This window comes from Azospirillum mesophilum (genome assembly GCF_053470405.2).
Genome location: NZ_JBPXMQ020000022.1, coordinates 86,015 through 105,252, shown reverse-complemented (window position 1 = coordinate 105,252; position 19,238 = coordinate 86,015). Strand labels below are relative to the sequence as shown.

Below are 19,238 nucleotides of genomic sequence, written 5' to 3'. Positions count from 1 at the left end.
AGGCCCCGGTGCTGGTGACGCGCGAGCATGTGGCGTCGATGAAGCCGGGTTCGGTGATCATCGACCTCGCGGTGGAGCAGGGCGGCAACGTCGAGGGCTCCGAACTCGGCAAGGTCGTGGTGACCGACAACGGCGTGAAGATCGTCGGCCACGCCAACTACCCCAGCCGCATCGCCGAAAGCGCCTCGTTGCTGTACGCCAAGAACCTGCTGGCCCTGCTCCAGTCGCTCCACGACAAGGACTCTTCCGTCCAAGGGGGCGGCATCGCCCTCAACTGGGACGACGAGATCGTCAAGGCCATCGCGCTCACCCGCGACGGGCAGATCGTCCATCCCGCCTTCGCGGACACGATCCGCGAAGCACAGCCGGCCTGAGGAGATGGGCCCCATGGAACATCCCGATCCCGCGAGCCAGGTGGCCGCGTTCCGCCATTCCCTCCTCACCCTGACCAACCAGACGGGTACCGCCGATCTTCAGGTCGCGCAGCTGACGCACGGCATGCCGATGCCGCCGATCCCCGGACCCGTGATTGACGCCGCCAGCCACGGCAGCTTCTTCATCACCGGCCTGACGGTGTTCGTGCTGGCCTGCTTCGTTGGCTATTACGTGGTGTGGCGGGTGACGCCGGCGCTGCACTCGCCGCTGATGGCGGTGACCAACGCGGTGTCCTCGGTCATCATCGTCGGCGCGCTGATCGCCGCCGGCCCGGCTGGATTCGGCTTTTCCAAGGTGATGGGCTTCCTGGCCGTCATCCTGGCCAGCGTCAACATCTTCGGCGGCTTCCTGGTCACCCAGCGCATGCTGTCGATGTTCAAGAAGAAGGGCAAGTAAGATGGAAAGCCTCTCCGCCCTTCTCTATCTGGTCGCCTCGGTCTGCTTCATCATGGCGCTCCGCGGCCTGAGCAGCCCGGAGACCTCGCGCCAGGGCAACATCTACGGCATGGTCGGCATGACCATCGCCATCGTCACCACGCTGGCCCTGCCCATCGTCCAGTCCTACTGGATGATCGTGCTCGGCATCGCGATTGGCGGCGGCATCGGCTACCTCATCGCCAAGAAGATCGAGATGACCGCGCTGCCCCAGCTGGTCGCCGCCTTCCACTCGCTGGTCGGTCTGGCCGCGGTGTGCGTGGCGCTCTCGGCCTTCTACTCGCCGGCCGCCTACGGCATCGGCCTGCCCGGGGCCATCGCCAAGGGCTCGCTGGTCGAGATGGCGCTCGGCACCGCCATCGGCGCCATCACCTTCACCGGCTCGGTCGTCGCCTTCGCCAAGCTCCAGGGCCTCGTCTCGGGCAAGCCGCTGGTCTTCCCCTACCAGCATCACCTGAACGCCGCGCTCGGCGTGCTGACCGTGCTGCTGATCCTCTGGCTGGTGCAGTCCAACTCGGCGGCCGCCATGTGGCTGATCGTGCTGGTGGCGCTGGCGCTGGGCTTCCTGCTGATCCTGCCGATCGGCGGGGCGGACATGCCGGTGGTGATCTCGATGCTGAACAGCTACTCCGGCTGGGCGGCGGCGGGCATCGGCTTCACGCTGCAGAACAACCTGCTGATCGTCACCGGCGCCCTGGTCGGCTCCTCGGGCGCCATCCTGTCCTACATCATGTGCAAGGGCATGAACCGCTCGATCTTCAACGTGATCCTCGGCGGCTTCGGCGGGGAGAGCGTGGCGGCGGCGGCCGGCGGCGGGGCTGAGCGCGGGACGGTGAAGGCCGGCTCGCCGGAGGACGCGGCCTACATCATGAAGAACGCGCAGTCGGTGATCATCGTGCCGGGCTACGGCATGGCGGTGGCGCAGGCGCAGCACGCGCTGCGCGAGATGGCCGACCTGCTGAAGAAGGAGGGCGTGGACGTCAAGTACGCCATCCACCCGGTGGCTGGGCGCATGCCGGGGCACATGAACGTGCTGCTGGCCGAGGCCAACGTGCCGTACGACGAGGTGTTCGAGCTGGAGGACATCAACCGCGACTTCGGCACCGCCGACGTGGCCTTCGTGATCGGCGCCAACGACGTGACCAACCCGGCGGCTAAGACCGACCCGGCCAGCCCGATCTACGGCATGCCCATCCTCGACGTGGAAAAAGCCAAGACGGTGTTCTTCATCAAGCGCTCCATGGCCTCCGGCTATGCCGGTGTGGAGAACGAGCTGTTCTTCCGCCCCAACACCATGATGCTCTTCGGCGACGCCAAGAAGGTCACCGAGGAAGTCGTGAAGGCCACCGAGTAGGGCGGGGCGGTTCCCACGAAAAAACCCCTTCCCGGTTCGTCCGGGAAGGGGTTTTCGTTTGTGGGGTTCCGGTCTGGCAGGCGCTCTGCCCCCTCCCTAACCCTCCCCCGCTTCGCGGTGGAGGGGATTGATCTTCCCTCCACCGCCAAAGGCGGGGGAGGGAGGGACCCACGAAGTGGGAGGGAGGGGGCAGAGCGCTCCTTTCTTCTCAGAAACCCATTCCGCTGATCGCGACGTGATCGAGGACCGACAGGTGGTTCTCGACCCTGCGGACGCCGGGCGTGTTCTCCGCCGCGACGCGCAGGGCGTCCATCTGGGACTCGGTGCGGACGGTGCCCCAGAGATGGACCACGCCGTCGCGCACGACGATGTTGTCGCTGATCTCCGGCGCCCAGGGCTGGGCGCGCAGCGTCTCCAGGATGCGGTCGCGCAGCACGCGGTCGTCCTCGGCGGCCGGGGCCACGTCCGGGGCGATGCTGGCGAGCACGTGCAGCAGGTTCGCCCGGCTGATGATGCCGACCAGCTTGCCGTCGCGCAGCACGGGGACGCGCTTGATGCGGTTCGACTCCATCAGGCGGACGACCTCGTCGAGCGCCGCGTCCTCGCTGACCGAGACCACGTTGCTGCTCATCACGTCATGCACGCGCCGCCCGTGCGACTTGGCGTAGTCCGAGGCCTGCGTCGGGGCTCCCCCGGCCAGCATGGCGAGCCACCAGGAGGCGCGGCGCACCGTGCCCGTCTCGGCCCGCCGCAGCAGGTCCCCCTCGCTGATGACGCCGAGCAGGCGTCCGGACGCGTCGCACACCGGCAGACCGCTGATGCGGTTCTCCAGCATGCGCTTGGCGGCATCCGCGACCGTGCTGTCCGGATCGATGGTGATGACCTGCCGGGTCATGATGTCCGCTGCTTTCATGGCGATTCCTCCGTTTGCGGTTCTCGTTGATCGCCACAGTGTACACCGACTCCGGCCCGGCGCGAGGATGGGTGGCGTACCGTATACCAATGCGCGGAGCGGATAAAACGACGGCTGCGGTGGTGGCCTGTGCGGTGTTGATGAATTCCGTATGCCAGCTATGCGGCTGTGGGATCCCACATGCCAGAAGTCATGGGCGCGCCTCTGCACGCCAAAAAAACCGCTGTCTAGCGCGTTAAGGCGTTGAAAACACAGGATACAAGCCGTCACCCCACCCTGCGTTCTCGTTCATTCGAGAAACAGTTTGCGAAGCTAACATATTCGCTTGCGACCAGTTGGCATCTGGTATACCGTATCACCAATCCAAGCCCGCAAACGAACCGACAAGCCGTCAAGGCAGGTGCAATCAGAACAAGCGTGCGGCGGAGCACAGGGACGGGAACGCCATGAATCGAATGAGTTTCTCCGTGGAACCCCTGGATCAGGGGATGAGCTTCAAGGCCAAGGCCTACCAGGCGCTCCGCCACGCCATCACGCAGATGGACATCTACGGCGAGGCGAACGAGATCCGCCTGGACGAGCGCCAGCTCTGCGAGGCGCTGGGCGTCAGCCGCACGCCGGTGCGCGAGGCCATGGCCCTGCTGGAGCAGGAAGGCTTCATCCGCTCCATGCCGCGCCGGGGGATCTTCGTGGTCCGCAAGACCAAGGCCGAGATCATCGAGATGATCACGGTCTGCGCCGCCCTCGAAGGCATGGCCGCGCGCCTGTTCGTCGAACGCGCCAACGACCGGAAGATGAAGGAGCTGAACGCCGCCTTCGACCGGTTCGGCGAAGGGGAACTGGCCGACCACGTTCTCGAATATTCCGACGCCAACATCCTCTTCCACCAGTCGATCATCCAGGCGTCCGGCTGCACGCTGATCGCCGACCTGACCGACCGTTTCTTCATCCACATGCGGGCCATCCGCCGCGTCACCATGCGCCGCGGCGGTCGTGCCGAAAAATCCATCGTCGAGCACCGCGAAATCATCGAAGCGCTGATGAACAGAGACGCCGACCTCGCCGAAAGCCGGGTGCGCGAACACACGCTCGGACTTGCGCGATACGTCGAACAGCACTGCGATTTTCTCGGCTGACCAATCCAGAAACTTCAGGAGCCCGGGGAGGACTTACCGTTATGTCAAGTGCGGCTGCAACAATGACCAAGAATCAAGCCACGGACGCCACCGAAGGCGACGCGGGGCAGACGCTGACGGACGGCTTCCAGCTCGTCATCGACGCGCTGAAGCTCAACGGCATCGAGAACCTGTATGCCGTGCCGGGCATTCCGATTTCGGACCTGCTCCGCATGGCGCAGGGCGAAGGCATGCGCGTCATTTCGTTCCGGCACGAACAGAACGCCGGCAACGCCGCCGCCATCGCCGGTTTCATGACCAAGAAGCCCGGCGTGTGCCTGACCGTGTCGGCCCCCGGCTTCCTCAACGGCCTGACCGCGCTGGCCAACGCCACGACCAACTGCTTCCCGATGATCCTCATCAGCGGTTCGTCGGAGCGCGAGATCGTCGACCTCCAGCAGGGCGACTATGAGGAGATGGACCAGCTGGCCATCGCCAAGCCGCTGTGCAAGGCGGCCTTCCGCGTGCTGCACGCCCAGGACATCGGCATCGCCGTGGCCCGCGCGATCCGCGCGGCCTGTTCCGGCCGTCCGGGCGGCGTCTATCTCGACCTGCCGGCGAAGCTGTTCGCCCAGGTGATGGACGCGGAGGAGGGGCGCAAGTCGCTCGTCAAGGTCGTCGATCCGGCCCCGGCCCAGTTCCCGTCCCCGGCGGCCGTCGGCCGCGCGCTCGACCTGCTGAAGGGCGCCAAGCGGCCGCTGATCATCCTCGGCAAGGGGGCCGCCTACGCCCAGGCCGACGAGGAGGTCCGCGCCTTCGTCGAAAAGAGCGGCATCCCCTTCCTGCAGATGAGCATGGCAAAGGGCCTGCTGCCCGACACCCACCCGCAGTCGGCCGGTGCGGCGCGGTCCATGGTGCTGAAGGACGCCGACGTGGTGGTCCTGGTCGGCGCCCGGCTGAACTGGCTGCTGTCGCACGGCAAGGGCAAGACCTGGGGCGAGCCCGGCTCCAAGACGTTCATCCAGATCGACATCGAGCCGAAGGAGATCGACAGCAACGTCGCGATCACCGCGCCGCTCGTCGGCGACATCGGCTCCTGCCTGTCGGCCCTGCTGGCGGGGATCGACGGCAAGTGGCAGGCCCCGCCGGCCGACTGGGTCAACGGCGTCAACGCCCGCAAGGAAGCCAACATCGCCAAGATGGCGCCGAAGCTGATGAAGAATTCGGTGCCCATGGACTTCCACGGCGCTCTCGGTGCGCTCCGCCGCGTCATCAAGGAGCGGCCCGACGCCATGCTGGTCAACGAGGGCGCCAACACCCTCGACCTCGCCCGCGGCATCATCGACATGTACCAGCCGCGCAAGCGCCTGGACGTCGGCACCTGGGGCGTGATGGGCATCGGCATGGGCTACGCCGTCGCCGCGGCCGTGGAGAGCGGCAAGCCGGTGCTGGCGGTCGAGGGCGACAGCGCCTTCGGCTTCTCCGGCATGGAGGTGGAGACCATCTGCCGGTACAAGCTGCCGGTCACCATCGTCATCTTCAACAACAACGGCATCTACAAGGGCACCGACGTCAACCCCACCGGTGGCGCCGATCCCTCGCCGATGGTGTTCGTGCCGGGCTCCCGCTACGACAAGATGATGGAAGCCTTCGGCGGCGTCGGCGTCCACGTGACGAACCCGGACGAGTTGTACCGCGCCGTCAGCGAGGCGATGGACTCCGGCAAGCCGACCCTCATCAACGCCGCCATCGACCCGGCGGCCGGCACCGAGAGCGGAAACATCGGCAGCCTCAACCCGCAGAGCGCGGTCCGCAAGAAGGCGGCCGAGTAATCCCGTCCGAGCAACAGCATCCAAGAAAAGAGCGGTCTTCCGGACAGGAAAGAAAGGGCGGCCCGTTCCGGGTGAACGGGCCGCCCACCCGGAAAAAATTGCGGTGACAGCACCACACGAGATCCTGGGAGGGTCCCAAATGGCCAAGGCACTTGAAGGCGTCAAGATTCTCGACTTCACCCACGTTCAGTCCGGTCCGACCTGCACGCAGCTGCTGGCCTGGTTCGGTGCCGACGTGATCAAGGTGGAGCGTCCGGGGGAGGGCGACATCACGCGCGGCCAGCTGCGCGACGTGCCCGACGCCGACAGCCTCTACTTCACGATGCTGAACCACAACAAGCGGTCCATCACGCTCGACACCAAGAACCCCGCCGGGAAGAAGATCCTGGAGGATCTGGTGCGCACCTGCGACGTGATGGTCGAGAACTTCGCCCCGGGCGTGCTCGACCGCATGGGCTTCACGTGGGAGCGCATCCAGGAACTCAACCCCCGGATCATCGTCGCCTCGGTCAAGGGCTTCGGCCCCGGCCCCTATGAGGACTGCAAGGTCTACGAGAACGTCGCCCAGTGCGCGGGTGGGGCGGCCTCCACCACCGGCTTCGACGACGGCCCGCCGCTGGTCACCGGCGCGCAGATCGGCGACAGCGGCACCGGCCTGCACCTCGCGCTCGGCATCGTGACGGCGCTCTACCAGCGCACCCACACCGGCCGCGGCCAGAAGGTGCTGGCGGCCATGCAGGACGCCGTGCTGAATCTTTGCCGCGTGAAGCTGCGCGACCAGCAGCGTCTGGCCCATGGCCCGCTGATGGAATACCCGCAGTTCCCGAACGGCGAGTTCGGCGACACCGTGCCGCGCGCCGGCAACGCCTCGGGCGGCGGTCAGCCGGGCTGGATCCTGAAGTGCAAGGGCTGGGAGACCGATCCCAACGCCTACATCTACTTCATCGCCCAGGCTCCGGTGTGGGCCAAGATCTGCGAGGTGATCGGCAAGCCGGAGTGGACCACCGATCCCAACTACGCCACCCCCCCGGCCCGCCTGCCTCGCCTGAAGGAGATCTTCGCGACGGTCGAGGACTGGACCATGACCAAGACGAAGTTCGAGGCCATGGAAATCCTCAACGAGCACGACATCCCCTGCGGCCCGATCCTGTCGATGAAGGAGCTGGCCGAGGACCAGTCGCTGCGCGAAACCGGCACCGTCGTGGAGGTCGATCACCCCAAGCGCGGCAAGTACCTGTCCGTCGGCAACCCGATCAAGCTGTCGGACAGCCCGACCGAGGTCGTCCGCTCCCCGCTGCTGGGCGAGCACACCGAGGAAATCCTGCGCGAAGTGCTGGGCCTCGACGACCAGCGCATCACCGAGGTTCGCGAGACCGGCGCGCTCGGCAAGCCGCCGCAGCGCATGGCCGCGGAGTAAGCCACCCACGATCCCACAGACGACACCGCCGGAAAGGCGGATCTCAAAAAGCACGCGAGTAGACCTCGCCTAGGAGGGAACGTCATGAGTGCAGCGTATGAAGCGTATGACCGGGGCCAAAAGGGCTCGTCAGACATCGTTCGCCGCCTCCTCGACACCGCGAAGGCCGAGGGCCGAAACGCCCTGACCGCGCCGGAAGCCAAGGAGCTTTGCGATCTGTACGGCATCCCCGTGCCGAAGGAGGGCTTGGCGAAAAGCGCCGACGATGCCGTGACGTTGGCCGAGGGCATGGGGTTCCCGGTCGTCCTGAAGATCGTCTCCCCGCAGATCCTGCACAAGACGGAGGCCGGCGGCGTGCTGGTCGGCCTCCAGTCGGCCGACGCCGTCCGTGAAGGCTTCAAGACCATCATGGACCGCGCCCGCGCCTACGACCCGAAGGCCGAGCTGATCGGCGTGCAGGTCCAGCAGATGCTGAAGGGCGGGATCGAGGTGATCGTCGGGTCGATCACCGACCAGAGCTTCGGCAAGCTGGTGGCCTTCGGCCTCGGCGGCGTGCTGGTGGAGGTGCTGAAGGACGTGACCTTCCGCCTCGCCCCGGTGACCCGCGAGGAAGCGCTGTCGATGATCGACGGCATCCAGGCGACGGAAATGCTGAAGGGCGTGCGCGGCGAACGGCCGGTCAGCCATGACGCTCTGGCGGAGATCATCGTCAACGTCTCTCGCCTCGTCGACGAGATTCCCGAAATCGTCGAGCTGGACCTGAACCCGGTTTTCGCCCGCGAGGACGGCGCCACCGCCGCCGACGTGCGCGTCGTGCTGGACTTCGAGGCCAAGACCCCGCGCTACCGCCCGACGCAGCAGCAGATCGTCCAGCAGATGAACCGCATCATGAAGCCGGATGCGGTGGCGGTCATCGGCGCCTCGGCCGAGGATGGGAAGATCGGCAACTCCGTGATGAAGAACCTCATCAACGGCGGCTACAAGGGCCAGATCTACCCGATCCACCCCAAGGCGGACGACATCCTGGGCTACAAGGCCTACCGAAGCGTCAAGGACGTTCCCGGCAACATCGACGTGGCGGTCTTCGCCATCCCCGCCAAGTTCGTGGCCCAGGCCCTGACCGAGGTGGGCGAGAAGAAGATCCCCGGTGCCGTGCTGATCCCCTCCGGCTTCGCCGAGACCGGCAACGTCGAAGGGCAGGAGGAGATCGTCGCCATCGCGCGCAAACACGACGTGCGCTTGATGGGGCCGAACATCTACGGCTTCTACTACACGCCGAAAAACCTCTGCGCGACCTTCTGCACGCCGTACGATGTGAAGGGCAAGGCGGCGCTGTCGTCTCAGTCCGGCGGCATCGGCATGGCGATCATCGGCTTCAGCCGCTCCGCCAAGATGGGCGTGTCGGCCATCGTCGGGCTCGGCAACAAGTCGGACATCGACGAGGACGATCTGCTCTACTTCTTCGAGCAGGACGAAAACACCCAGGTCGTCGCCATGCACTGCGAGGATCTGAAGGACGGCCGATCCTTCGCCGAGGCCGCCAAGCAGGTCTCGAAGAAGAAGCCGGTCGTGGTGCTGAAGGCCGGGCGCACATCGCTCGGTGCCCGCGCCGCCAGCTCCCACACGGGTGCCTTGGCCGGCAATGACAAGATCTACGAGGACGTGCTGAAGCAGAGCGGCGTGGTCCGCGCCCGCAGCCTTCAGGATCTCCTCCAGTACGCCCGCGGCATCCCCGTCCTGCCGACGCCCAAGGGCGAGAACGTCGTCATCATCACCGGGGCCGGCGGGTCGGGCGTGCTGCTGTCGGACGCCTGCGTTGACAACGGCCTGTCGCTGATGGCGATGCCGCCGGACCTCGACGCGGCCTTCCGCAAGTTCATCCCGCCCTTCGGCGCCGCCGGCAACCCGGTGGACATCACGGGCGGCGAGCCTCCCACCACCTACCAGAACACCATCCGGCTGGGGCTGGAGGACGACCGCATCCACGCGCTGATCCTGGGCTACTGGCACACGATCATCACCCCGCCGATGGTCTTCGCCAAGCTGGTGGTCGAGGTGAAGGAGGAGATGAAGGCGAAGGGCATCGAGAAGCCCATCGTCGCCTCGCTCGCCGGCGACGTGCAGGTCGAGGAGGCCGCGACTTATCTCTACGACCACGGGGTCGTCGCCTACCCCTATTCGACGGAGACCCCGGTGGCCGTTTTGGGTGCCAAGTACAAGTGGGCACGCGCCGCCGGTCTGCTCTAAACTTTCAGTCGTAGGTTGGGTTGAGGCGAAACCGAAACCCAACATGGTCCGCATCGCGAAACCGTTGGGTTTCGCTTCGCTCAACCCAACCTACGCAACCTGCGCAAGCCTAAAAAACAGAAAAACAAAGAGACGAGAGGGAGGGTACATGGACACGGCCATCGCCCCCAGCAAGCGAGCCATCCATCCCGGTGCCGGGCGCCGGAACACCAGGGTCCAGCCCAAGGGCCGGCAGGTTGATCCCGCGGCCCTGGCCGAGGTTCAGGAACTGCTGGGCCAGCGCTCGCGCCAGCGCGATCTGCTGATCGAACATCTGCACCTCCTTCAGGACACCTTCCACGGGCTGCACGCCCGCCACCTCGCCGCGCTGGCGCAGGAGATGCGCCTGGCGCTGGTGGAGGTCTACGAGGTCGCCTCCTTCTACGCCCACTTCGACATCGTCATGGATGGGGAAGAGGCGCCGCCGCCCGTCACCGTGCGCGTCTGCGACAGCCTGTCCTGCTGCATGGCCGGCGGCGAGAAGCTGCTGAACGACCTGAAGACGGCGGAGCTGGGTCCGGACGTGCGCGTGGTCCGCGCGCCCTGCATGGGCGCCTGCCACAACGCCCCGGCGGTCGCCATCGGCCACAGCCTGCACGAGAACGCCACGGTCGACAGCGTGGTGGAGGCCGTGAAGAGCGGTGACACCCACCCGCACATCCCCGAACACATCGGCTTTGAGCAGTACCGGCATGCGGGCGGCTACAAGCTGCTGCTCGACTGCAAGGAAGGCCGCGTCGAGGTCGAGGAGCTCCTGAAGAAGCTGGAATCCGCCAACCTGCGTGGCCTCGGCGGCGCCGGCTTCCCGACGGGGCGCAAATGGCGCTTCGTCCGGCACGAGCCCGGCCCGCGCCTGATGGCCGTGAACGGCGACGAGGGCGAGCCCGGCACCTTCAAGGACCGCTTCCACCTGGAAAACGATCCGCACCGCTTCCTGGAAGGCATGCTGATTGGCGCCTGGGTGGTGGAGGCCACGGACGTCTACATCTACCTGCGCGACGAATACCCGCACATCCGCGAGCTGCTGCTGCGCGAGATCGCCAAGGTGGAGGAGGCCGGCTTCGCCGACCACACCCGCATCCACCTGCGGCGCGGCGCCGGCGCCTACATCTGCGGCGAGGAGTCCGCGATGCTGGAGAGCATCGAGGGCAAGCGGGGCCTGCCGCGCCACAAGCCGCCGTTCCCTTCCGTCGTCGGCCTGTTCGGCCGCCCGACGCTGATCAACAACGTCGAGACGCTGTTCTGGATCCGCGACATCCTGGAGAAGGGCGGCGACTGGTGGGGCAGCTTCGGTCGCAACGGCCGCAAGGGCCTGCGCAGCTTCTCCGTCTCCGGCCACGTCAAGGATCCGGGCGTGAAGCTGGCCCCCGCCGGCATCACCATCCGCGAGCTGATCGACGAGTATTGCGGCGGCATGGCCGACGGCCACAGCTTCACCGGCTACCTGCCGGGCGGCGCGTCCGGCGGCATCCTGCCCGCCAGCATGGATGACATCCCGCTGGACTTCGGCACGCTGGAGCAGCACGGCTGCTTCATCGGTTCGGCCGCCGTGGTGGTCCTGTCCGACCAGGACGACATGCGCAAGGTGGTCAGGAACCTGCTCGACTTCTTCGAGGACGAGAGCTGCGGCCAGTGCACCCCCTGCCGCGTCGGCACCGAGAAGGCGGTCGCCCTCATCAAGCAGCCGGTGTGGGACGAGCCCCTGCTGACCGAACTCGCCCGCCTGATGACCACCGCCTCCATCTGCGGCCTCGGCCAGGCGGCCATGAATCCACTCAAGAGTGCGCTGAAGCACTTCCGCGCCGAACTGCGCGGGGAGGATAAGTAAATGAACGACCATATCATCTTCCACCTGGACGACGAACTGGTCGAGGCCCAGCCCGGCGAGACCATCTGGCAGGTCGCCAACCGCCTGGGCACCGAGATCCCGCACCTCTGCTACAGCGACGCGCCGGGCTACCGGGCCGACGGCAACTGCCGCGCCTGCATGGTGGAGATCGACGGCGAACGCGCCCTGGCCGCCTCCTGCGTGCGCCACCCGACGCCGGGCATGCGCGTCCGCTCGGCCAGCGAGAACGCCAAGTTCGCCCGCAAGATGGTCATCGAGATGCTGGTCACCGACCAGCCCAAGCGCGAGGAGGCCCACGACCCGCATTCCAAATTCTGGAACTGGGCCGACCATCTGGACGTCACGGACAGCCGCTTCCCCCGCCGTGAGAGTGCGCCGAAGCCCGACTTCAGCCACCCGGCCATGGCGGTGCAGCTCGACGCCTGCATCCAGTGCAACCTGTGCGTCCGCGCCTGCCGCGAGGTCCAGGTCAACGACGTGATCGGCATGGCTCTGCGCGGTCACAAGGAGACGATCGTCTTCGACTTCGCCGACCCGATGGGCGACAGCACCTGCGTCGCCTGCGGCGAGTGCGTGCAGGCCTGCCCGACCGGCGCCCTGATGCCGAAGACCCAGGTGGACCTGAACACCGGCGTCTTCACGACGGAGCCCGACCGCAAGGTGGACAGCGTCTGCCCCTACTGCGGCGTCGGCTGCCAGCTGACCTACAACATCAAGGACGAGAAGCTGCTGTCGGTGGAAGGGCGCGACGGCCCGGCCAACAAGAACCGGCTGTGCGTGAAGGGCCGTTTCGGCTTCGACTACATCCACCACCCGCACCGGCTGACCAAGCCGCTGATCCGCCGCGAGGGCGTGTCCAAGCACGACGTAGACATCGACCCGCTGAATCCGCTGACCCATTTCCGCGAAGCGTCGTGGGAGGAGGCGCTGGCGCTTGCTGCCGGCGGCCTGAAGAAAATCCGCGACGAGCGGGGAGGGAACGCGCTGGCCGGCTTCGGCTCGGCCAAGGGCTCCAATGAGGAGGCCTACCTGTTCCAGAAGCTGGTCCGCGCCGGCTTCGGCACGAACAACGTCGACCACTGCACGCGCCTCTGCCACGCCTCCTCCGTGGCGGCGCTGATCGAGGGCATCGGGTCCGGTGCGGTGACGGCGCCCTTCATGGCGGCCAAGGACGCCGAGGTGATCGTCGTCATCGGCTCCAACCCGACCGAGAACCACCCCGTTGCCGCGACCTTCTTCAAGAACGCGGTGAAGAAGGGCGCCAAGCTGGTCATCATGGACCCGCGCGGCCAGGCGCTGAAGCGCCACGCCACGCACATGATGCAGTTCAAGCCCGGCCGCGACGTGCCGATGCTGAACGCGATGCTGAACGTCATCATCGCCGAAGGCCTCTACGACGCGCAGTATGTGAAGGAGCACACGGAAGACTTCGAGGAACTGCGCGCCCACGTCGCCTCCTTCACGCCGGAGGCGATGGCCCCGATCTGCGGCATCCCGGCCGAGACCCTGCGCGAGGTGGCGCGGCTCTACGCCCGGTCCAAGGGCTCGATCATCTTCTGGGGCATGGGCGTGTCGCAGCACACCCACGGCACCGACAACGTGCGCTGCCTGATCGCGCTGTCGCTGGTCACCGGCCAGATCGGCCGCCCCGGCACCGGCCTGCATCCGCTGCGCGGCCAGAACAACGTGCAGGGCGCGTCGGACGCCGGCCTGATCCCGATGATGTACCCGGACTACCAGCCGGTGGACGACCCGAAGATCCACGCCTTCTACGAGGATCTCTGGCAGACCAAGCTGGACACCAAGCGCGGCCTGACCGTCGTGGAGATCATGGACGCGATCCACGCTGGCAAGGTGCGGGGCATGTACATCATGGGCGAGAACCCGGCCATGTCCGACCCCGACGTGCAGCACGCCCGCGAGGCTCTGTCCGAGCTTGACCATCTGGTGGTGCAGGACCTGTTCCTGACCGAGACGGCCAAATACGCCGACGTGGTGCTGCCGGCTTCCGCCTGGCCGGAGAAGACCGGCACGGTGACCAACACCAACCGTCAGGTGCAGCTCGGCCGTCAGGCCCTGCCGCCGCCGGGTGAGGCCCGCCAGGATCTGTGGATCGTCAACGCGATGGCGCGCGGACTGGGGCTGGACTGGAACTACGAGCACCCGCGCGACGTGTTCGCGGAGATGAAGAAGGCGATGCCCTCGCTGGACAACATCACCTGGGACCGTCTGGAGCGCGAAGGCTCCGTCACCTATCCCAGCCTGTCGGAGGATGATCCGGGGCAGGAGATCGTGTTCGGCGATGGCTTCCCGACCGCGAGCGGTCGCGGCCGCCTCGTCCCCGCCGACGTGATCCCGCCGGCCGAGGAACCGGACGCCGAGTTCCCGATGGTGGTCACCACCGGCCGCCAGCTGGAGCACTGGCACACCGGCTCCATGACCCGGCGTGCCCAGGTGCTCGACGACCTGGAGCCGGAAGCGGTCGCCTACATGAGCCCGGCGGACCTGCGCCGTCTGGGCGTCGCGGCGGGCGCCATGGTGAAGGTCACCACCCGGCGCGGCGCCATCGAGCTGAAGGCGCGGTCCGACTACGGCGTCCCGTCGGGTCTGGTGTTCGTGCCCTTCTGCTACGCCGAGGCGGCGGCCAACGTGCTGACCAACCCGAAGCTCGATCCCTACGGGAAGATCCCGGAGTTCAAGTTCTCCGCGGCGAGGATCGAGCCGGCGGCGTAAGGGCGGTTTGCCCCCTCCCTAACCCTCCCCCGCTCACGCGGTGGAGGGGACTAGATCTCCCTCTCCTGCGAAGCGGGGGAGGGAAGGGGCCCACGGCAAAGCCGTGGGAAGGGTGGGGGCAAAACCACCCAGAACAATGCGGCACGCCAAAAGTGCCGAAGCATCGAGAGGGATGGGACCATGAAGACGCAAGCGCAGGCCAGCGGCCCGGAGACGGCCGATCGCGCGGCGAAGGGAAACCTCGTCCAATCGCTGTCGCGCGCCCTGAACATCCTGACCATTCTCGGCCAGTCGGACGGCCCGATGAGCCTCACCGCCGTGGCGGAAGCGGCGGATCTGTCGCCCTCCACCACGCACCGGCTGCTGACCACCCTGCAGGAGGAGCGCTACGTCCGCTTCGACCAGGGCAAGCGCGGCTGGGCCGTGGGGGTGCAGGCCTATATGACCGGCTCCGGCTTCCTGAAGACGCGCAGCCTCCTCGACGTCGCCCGGCCGCGCATGCGCCGGCTGATGGAGGAAACCAGCGAGGTCGTGAACCTCGCGGTGGAGGAGAACGGGGAGGCCATCTACCTGCACCGCATCGGCGGCGCCCGCGTCGCCCAGGCGGCGCTGCCGGTCACGGAACGCACGCTGCTGCACTGCTCCGCCGTCGGCAAGGCGCTGCTGGCGGGCATGCCGGACGCCCGCATCCAGACGATCCTGAACCAGCGCGGCATGCGCCAGTTCACCCGCACCACCGTGTCCTCCCTGCCGGAACTGCACCGTGAACTGACGCTGACGCGCAATCGCGGCTACGCCGTCGATCAGGAGGAGCGGGTGAACGGCATGCACTGTGTCGCCGCCCCCATCTACGACGAGAACGCCCACGTCATCGGAGCCCTGTCGCTGTCGAGCACGTCTCGCCGCATCGACAACGCCCGCGTGACGGCCTTCGGCGAAATGGTGAAACGCACAGCCGCCGCGGTCACCGCGGAGATTGGAGGTCGCGTGCCGGTTTGAGCGGCGAACGCTTTGATTGTCAGTTCACGTAGTGCTCCCAGAAAATGAACTGACCGCGTCGGCAACGGCGCGGTCTTTTTTTACTTCAATGTTTGCTTTTCCGCAGCGTGGAAAACCACCGTTGATGCTTTGCGTTCCCGGATATGTTTGGGCAATATTGGAGATGCAAAGGGTGCTTCACCCTCTGTAACGGGCGGGTTGTTGCTTCGCATTTTTTGCGAACCTCTCGGATACTGGCCGTGCTGGCGACAGCACGGCCAATTTTTTTGGTTTGCGGGCCGAACATACCCACATTCAAACTGTCGTTGACAGCGCCCTGCGCCGACCGTAAGCATGGCGATGTTCCAAGGGGAGCCCCCGATACGGGGCTGAGATGACGCCGTAGAGCGCGAACCCTTTGAACCTGATCCGGGTCGTACCGGCGTAGGGACAGGAACAAGCGGACCGTCGGAATCACACGCCCGAAAAAGGCGGATGGACGGGTCCGTTCTGCCGCTCCGTCACACCCGGATCTCCACGATCGGAATGCGATGGAGATCCAAGATGCCCGACACTCTTTCCCTCGACAATTTCACCGTCACGACCGGCCCGCTGCCGTCGTCGCGCAAGGTCCATCTCCCCGGCGAGCGGACGCCCGACCTGCGCGTCGCCATGCGCGAGATCGACGTGGGCGGCGGCGAGGCGCCGGTGCGCGTCTACGACACCTCCGGTCCCTACAGCGACCCGGCGGTCGCCATCGACATCCGCCGCGGCCTGCCGGAGCTGCGTCGCGCCTGGATTGAGGCGCGCGGCGATGTGGAGGCCTATGACGGCCGCGCGATCCGTCCGGAGGACGACGGGCTGCGCGTGGGCGAGGCGCGCGCCGTCCCGGTGTTCGACCGCGCCGGCCGCCGGCCGCTGCGCGCCAAGCCGGGCAAAACGGTCACGCAGATGGCCTACGCCCGCGCCGGCATCGTCACGCCGGAGATGGAATACATCGCCGTGCGCGAGAACCTGGGCCGCCAGCGCCTCGCGGAAGCCGCTGCCCGCGACGGCGAGAGCTTCGGCGCGTCCATCCCCGATCATGTGACCCCGGAGTTCGTGCGCGACGAGGTGGCGCGCGGGCGAGCCATCATCCCGGCCAACATCAACCACCCGGAAGCGGAGCCGATGATCATCGGCCGCAACTTCCTCACCAAGATCAACGCGAACATCGGCAACTCCGCCGTCGCGTCCTCGGTGGGGGAGGAGGTGGACAAGATGGTCTGGTCCATCCGCTGGGGTGCGGACACCGTCATGGACCTGTCCACCGGCCGCAACATCCACACGACCCGTGAATGGATCCTGCGCAACAGCCCCGTGCCCATCGGGACCGTGCCGATCTACCAGGCGCTGGAGAAGGTCAACGGCAAGGCCGAGGACCTGACCTGGGAGATCTTCCGCGACACGCTGATCGAACAGGCGGAGCAGGGCGTCGACTACTTCACGATCCACGCCGGCATCCGCTTGGCGCACATCCCGCTGACCGCGAAGCGCACCACAGGCATCGTGTCGCGCGGCGGCTCCATCATGGCGAAATGGTGCCTCGCCCACCACCGCGAGAGCTTCCTCTACGAGCGGTTCGAGGAGATCTGCGAGATCATGAAGGCGTACGACGTCGCCTTCTCGCTGGGCGACGGGCTGCGCCCCGGCTCCATCGCCGATGCCAACGATGCCGCGCAGTTCGCGGAGCTGGAGACGCTGGGCGAACTGACCAAGATCGCCTGGAAGCACGATGTGCAGGTGATGATCGAAGGCCCCGGCCATGTGCCCATGCACAAGATCAAGGCCAACGTGGACAAGCAGCTGGCGCTGTGCGCGGAAGCGCCCTTCTACACGCTTGGGCCGCTGACCACCGACATCGCGCCGGGCTACGACCACATCACCAGCGCCATTGGTGCCGCGATGATCGGCTGGTTCGGCACGGCGATGCTCTGCTACGTCACCCCGAAGGAGCATCTGGGCCTGCCGGACCGCGACGACGTGAAGGTGGGCGTGGTGACCTACAAGATCGCCGCCCACGCCGCCGACCTCGCCAAGGGCCATCCGGGAGCCCAGGAACGCGACGACGCCTTGTCGCGGGCGCGGTTCGAGTTCCGCTGGCGCGACCAGTTCCACCTGTCGCTCGACCCCGAGACGGCGGAGCGCTTCCACGACCAGACCCTGCCGGCCGACGGCGCGAAGGTCGCCCATTTCTGCTCGATGTGCGGGCCGAAATTCTGCTCGATGAAGATCACGCAGGAGGTGCGGGACTACGCCAACTCCGGCATGGCGCAGATGTCCGAAAGCTTCCGCAAGGGCGGGAGCGAAATCTACCTGCCGGACGGGCAGGCGGCGGACTGAAACGGGAAGCCCTCTCCCCACCGGGAGAGGGCTCTCTCTCACTCGGCGGAAAGAGCCGCCACGGGCTCCGCCCTTCGGGCTTTCTCCGCATAGCGCGCCCGCATGGGCCGCAGCACGAACAGCGCCAGGAAGGCGGCGAGCGCGTTGACCACCGCCGCCAGGAAGAACACCGCCTGCCAGCTTCCCGTCGCGTGGACGATGACGTTGGCGACGGGGACCAGCAGCGCCGCCGTGCCTTTGGCCGTGTAGAGAAGACCGGCGTTCGTGGCGGCGTGTTTCGAGCCGAAGGTGTCGGCGCAGCAGGCCGGGAACAGGCTGTAGATCTCGCCCCAGGCGAAGAAGACCAGCCCCGTCAGGATCACGAAGGCCACCGGATCGCGGCCGTACTGGCTGAGCGCGATGATGCCCGCCGCTTCCAGGGCGAAAGCGACGAACATGGTGTTCTCGCGCCCGATGCGGTCGGACACCCAGCCGAAAAAGGGGCGGGTCAGGCCGTTCAGAACGCGGTCGATGGACAGGGCGAAGGTCAGCGCCGGCAGGGTCAGGCCCATCAGGCTGACCGGCGTGTGCGACAGGCCGAAGTCCTCCGCGATGGGGCCGAGCTGCGCCGTCGCCATCAGGCCGCCGCCGGCCACCATCACGAACATCAGGTACATGATCCAGAAGACCGGCGTCTTCAGCATCTCCTCCGGGCGGTACTGGCGTTGCGCCGGGGCCGCCGGGACGCCGCGGCTGAAGACCGGGGCCGCGGGCGGTTCGGCCAGCAGCCACGCCAGCGCGAACACCACCAGCCCCTGGCCGAGCCCGAAGGCGAGGAAGGTCGCCTCATAGCCGGACTCCGCAATCATCGTTGCGATCGGCACGACGGTCAGGGCGGAACCCGCACCGAAGCCCGCAGCCGTGATGCCGGCGGCGAGACCGCGCCGGTCCGGGAACCACTTCAGCGCATTGCCCACACAGGTGCCGTAGACCGCCCCGGCGCCGATGCCGCCGATGATCGCCGCGAGGTAGAGCAACCCCAGCGAGTCCGCGACCGCGTTCAGCGCCCAACTGGCCGCGCACAGCAGCGAACCGGCCAGGACGACGACCCGCGGCCCGAAGCGGTCCACGAACCAGCCTTCCACCGGCACCAGCCAGGTTTCGGTCACAACGAAGATGGTGAAGGCAATTTGGATGGCCGCACGGCCCCAGCCGTGCTTGGCGTCGAGCGGCTCGACGAACAGTGTCCAGCCATATTGGAGATTGGCGATCATCGACATGCAGATGACGCCGACAAGCAACTGCATCCACCGGCCGCCAAAGGGCGACGCGGCCCGCGCACCAGCCTGGCGCATTTGGATCCTCCCGAACGGGTCTTTTTTCTTGCTTCGATTGTTTGGCTTGGCGCGGGAGGTGCCGGATTTCGTTCGGTCTTTGGCCGCTCCGCCTTCTTTGGAAGGCGGCGTCTGGCATGCCAGACGCCGTATTCCTGATGCCTTGGGGTGAGTTTGGCGGACAAATGGTTTCGAT

Annotated in this window: 12 protein-coding genes, 1 pseudogene and 1 riboswitch; of the genes and pseudogenes, 11 read left to right on the top strand and 2 right to left on the bottom strand. The window is 66.8% G+C overall.

The genetic code is table 11. The annotated features are described in order from the left end of the window. From ACSVC7_RS20730 to ACSVC7_RS20720, 3 genes and pseudogenes are all read left to right on the top strand, one after another. Positions 1–374, top strand: a pseudogene (locus ACSVC7_RS20730) (NAD(P)(+) transhydrogenase (Re/Si-specific) subunit alpha); the annotation flags it as partial. Positions 375–387: 13 nt separating this feature from the next. Beyond that, the gene (locus ACSVC7_RS20725; protein ID WP_483508581.1) at positions 388–831 is read left to right on the top strand and encodes an NAD(P) transhydrogenase subunit alpha part 2; all 444 of its coding nucleotides are present in this window, start codon (positions 388–390) and stop codon (positions 829–831) included. 1 nt (position 832) lies between these two features. Continuing rightward, positions 833–2,224 carry an NAD(P)(+) transhydrogenase (Re/Si-specific) subunit beta gene (locus ACSVC7_RS20720; protein ID WP_483508579.1) on the top strand — a complete coding sequence of 464 codons (1,392 nt, stop codon included), beginning with the start codon at positions 833–835 and terminating at the stop codon, positions 2,222–2,224. Between the two features lie 208 nt (positions 2,225–2,432). Here the strand turns inward: ACSVC7_RS20720 and ACSVC7_RS20715 are convergent, their stop codons facing one another. Beyond that, entirely contained in the window at positions 2,433–3,137 is a 705-nt protein-coding gene (locus ACSVC7_RS20715) for a CBS domain-containing protein (protein ID WP_448206280.1), read from the bottom strand. 446 nt (positions 3,138–3,583) lie between these two features. Here ACSVC7_RS20715 and ACSVC7_RS20710 point away from each other — a divergent pair, with 446 nt between their 5' ends. The 8 genes from ACSVC7_RS20710 to thiC all read left to right on the top strand — a co-directional run bounded on the left by ACSVC7_RS20710 (position 3,584) and on the right by thiC (position 17,729). Continuing rightward, positions 3,584–4,273 carry a GntR family transcriptional regulator gene (locus tag ACSVC7_RS20710; RefSeq protein ID WP_483508577.1) on the top strand — a complete coding sequence of 230 codons (690 nt, stop codon included), beginning with the start codon at positions 3,584–3,586 and terminating at the stop codon, positions 4,271–4,273. Between the two features lie 62 nt (positions 4,274–4,335). Beyond that, the gene (oxc, locus tag ACSVC7_RS20705; RefSeq protein ID WP_448206283.1) at positions 4,336–6,084 is read left to right on the top strand and encodes an oxalyl-CoA decarboxylase; all 1,749 of its coding nucleotides are present in this window, start codon (positions 4,336–4,338) and stop codon (positions 6,082–6,084) included. A 139-nt stretch (positions 6,085–6,223) separates the two neighbouring features. Then, positions 6,224–7,501, top strand: a complete 1,278-nt coding sequence (gene frc, locus ACSVC7_RS20700; protein ID WP_448206279.1) for a formyl-CoA transferase — start codon at positions 6,224–6,226, stop codon at positions 7,499–7,501. An 84-nt stretch (positions 7,502–7,585) separates the two neighbouring features. Next, the gene (locus ACSVC7_RS20695; protein ID WP_448206278.1) at positions 7,586–9,748 is read left to right on the top strand and encodes an acetate--CoA ligase family protein; all 2,163 of its coding nucleotides are present in this window, start codon (positions 7,586–7,588) and stop codon (positions 9,746–9,748) included. Positions 9,749–9,896: 148 nt separating this feature from the next. Next, on the top strand, positions 9,897–11,615 hold the full coding sequence (locus ACSVC7_RS20690) for an NADH-ubiquinone oxidoreductase-F iron-sulfur binding region domain-containing protein (RefSeq protein WP_448206277.1): 1,719 nt from the start codon (positions 9,897–9,899) through the stop codon (positions 11,613–11,615). Next, the gene (gene fdhF, locus ACSVC7_RS20685) at positions 11,616–14,369 is read left to right on the top strand and encodes a formate dehydrogenase subunit alpha (RefSeq protein ID WP_448206276.1); all 2,754 of its coding nucleotides are present in this window, start codon (positions 11,616–11,618) and stop codon (positions 14,367–14,369) included. It abuts the gene before it with no gap. A gap of 180 nt (positions 14,370–14,549) precedes the next feature. Further along, on the top strand, positions 14,550–15,368 hold the full coding sequence (locus tag ACSVC7_RS20680) for an IclR family transcriptional regulator (protein ID WP_448206275.1): 819 nt from the start codon (positions 14,550–14,552) through the stop codon (positions 15,366–15,368). 337 nt (positions 15,369–15,705) lie between these two features. Continuing rightward, a riboswitch (TPP riboswitch) is annotated at positions 15,706–15,816 on the top strand. Positions 15,817–15,911: 95 nt separating this feature from the next. Continuing rightward, positions 15,912–17,729 (top strand): phosphomethylpyrimidine synthase ThiC, encoded by a 1,818-nt coding sequence (thiC, locus tag ACSVC7_RS20675; RefSeq protein ID WP_448206274.1) that lies wholly within the window; start codon positions 15,912–15,914, stop codon positions 17,727–17,729. A 38-nt stretch (positions 17,730–17,767) separates the two neighbouring features. On the opposite strand, the gene oxlT is transcribed toward thiC, so the two are convergent. Beyond that, positions 17,768–19,063, bottom strand: coding sequence for an oxalate/formate MFS antiporter (gene oxlT / locus ACSVC7_RS20670; RefSeq protein ID WP_448206273.1), 1,296 nt, complete (start codon positions 19,061–19,063; stop codon positions 17,768–17,770). Positions 19,064–19,238 lie beyond the last annotated feature (175 nt).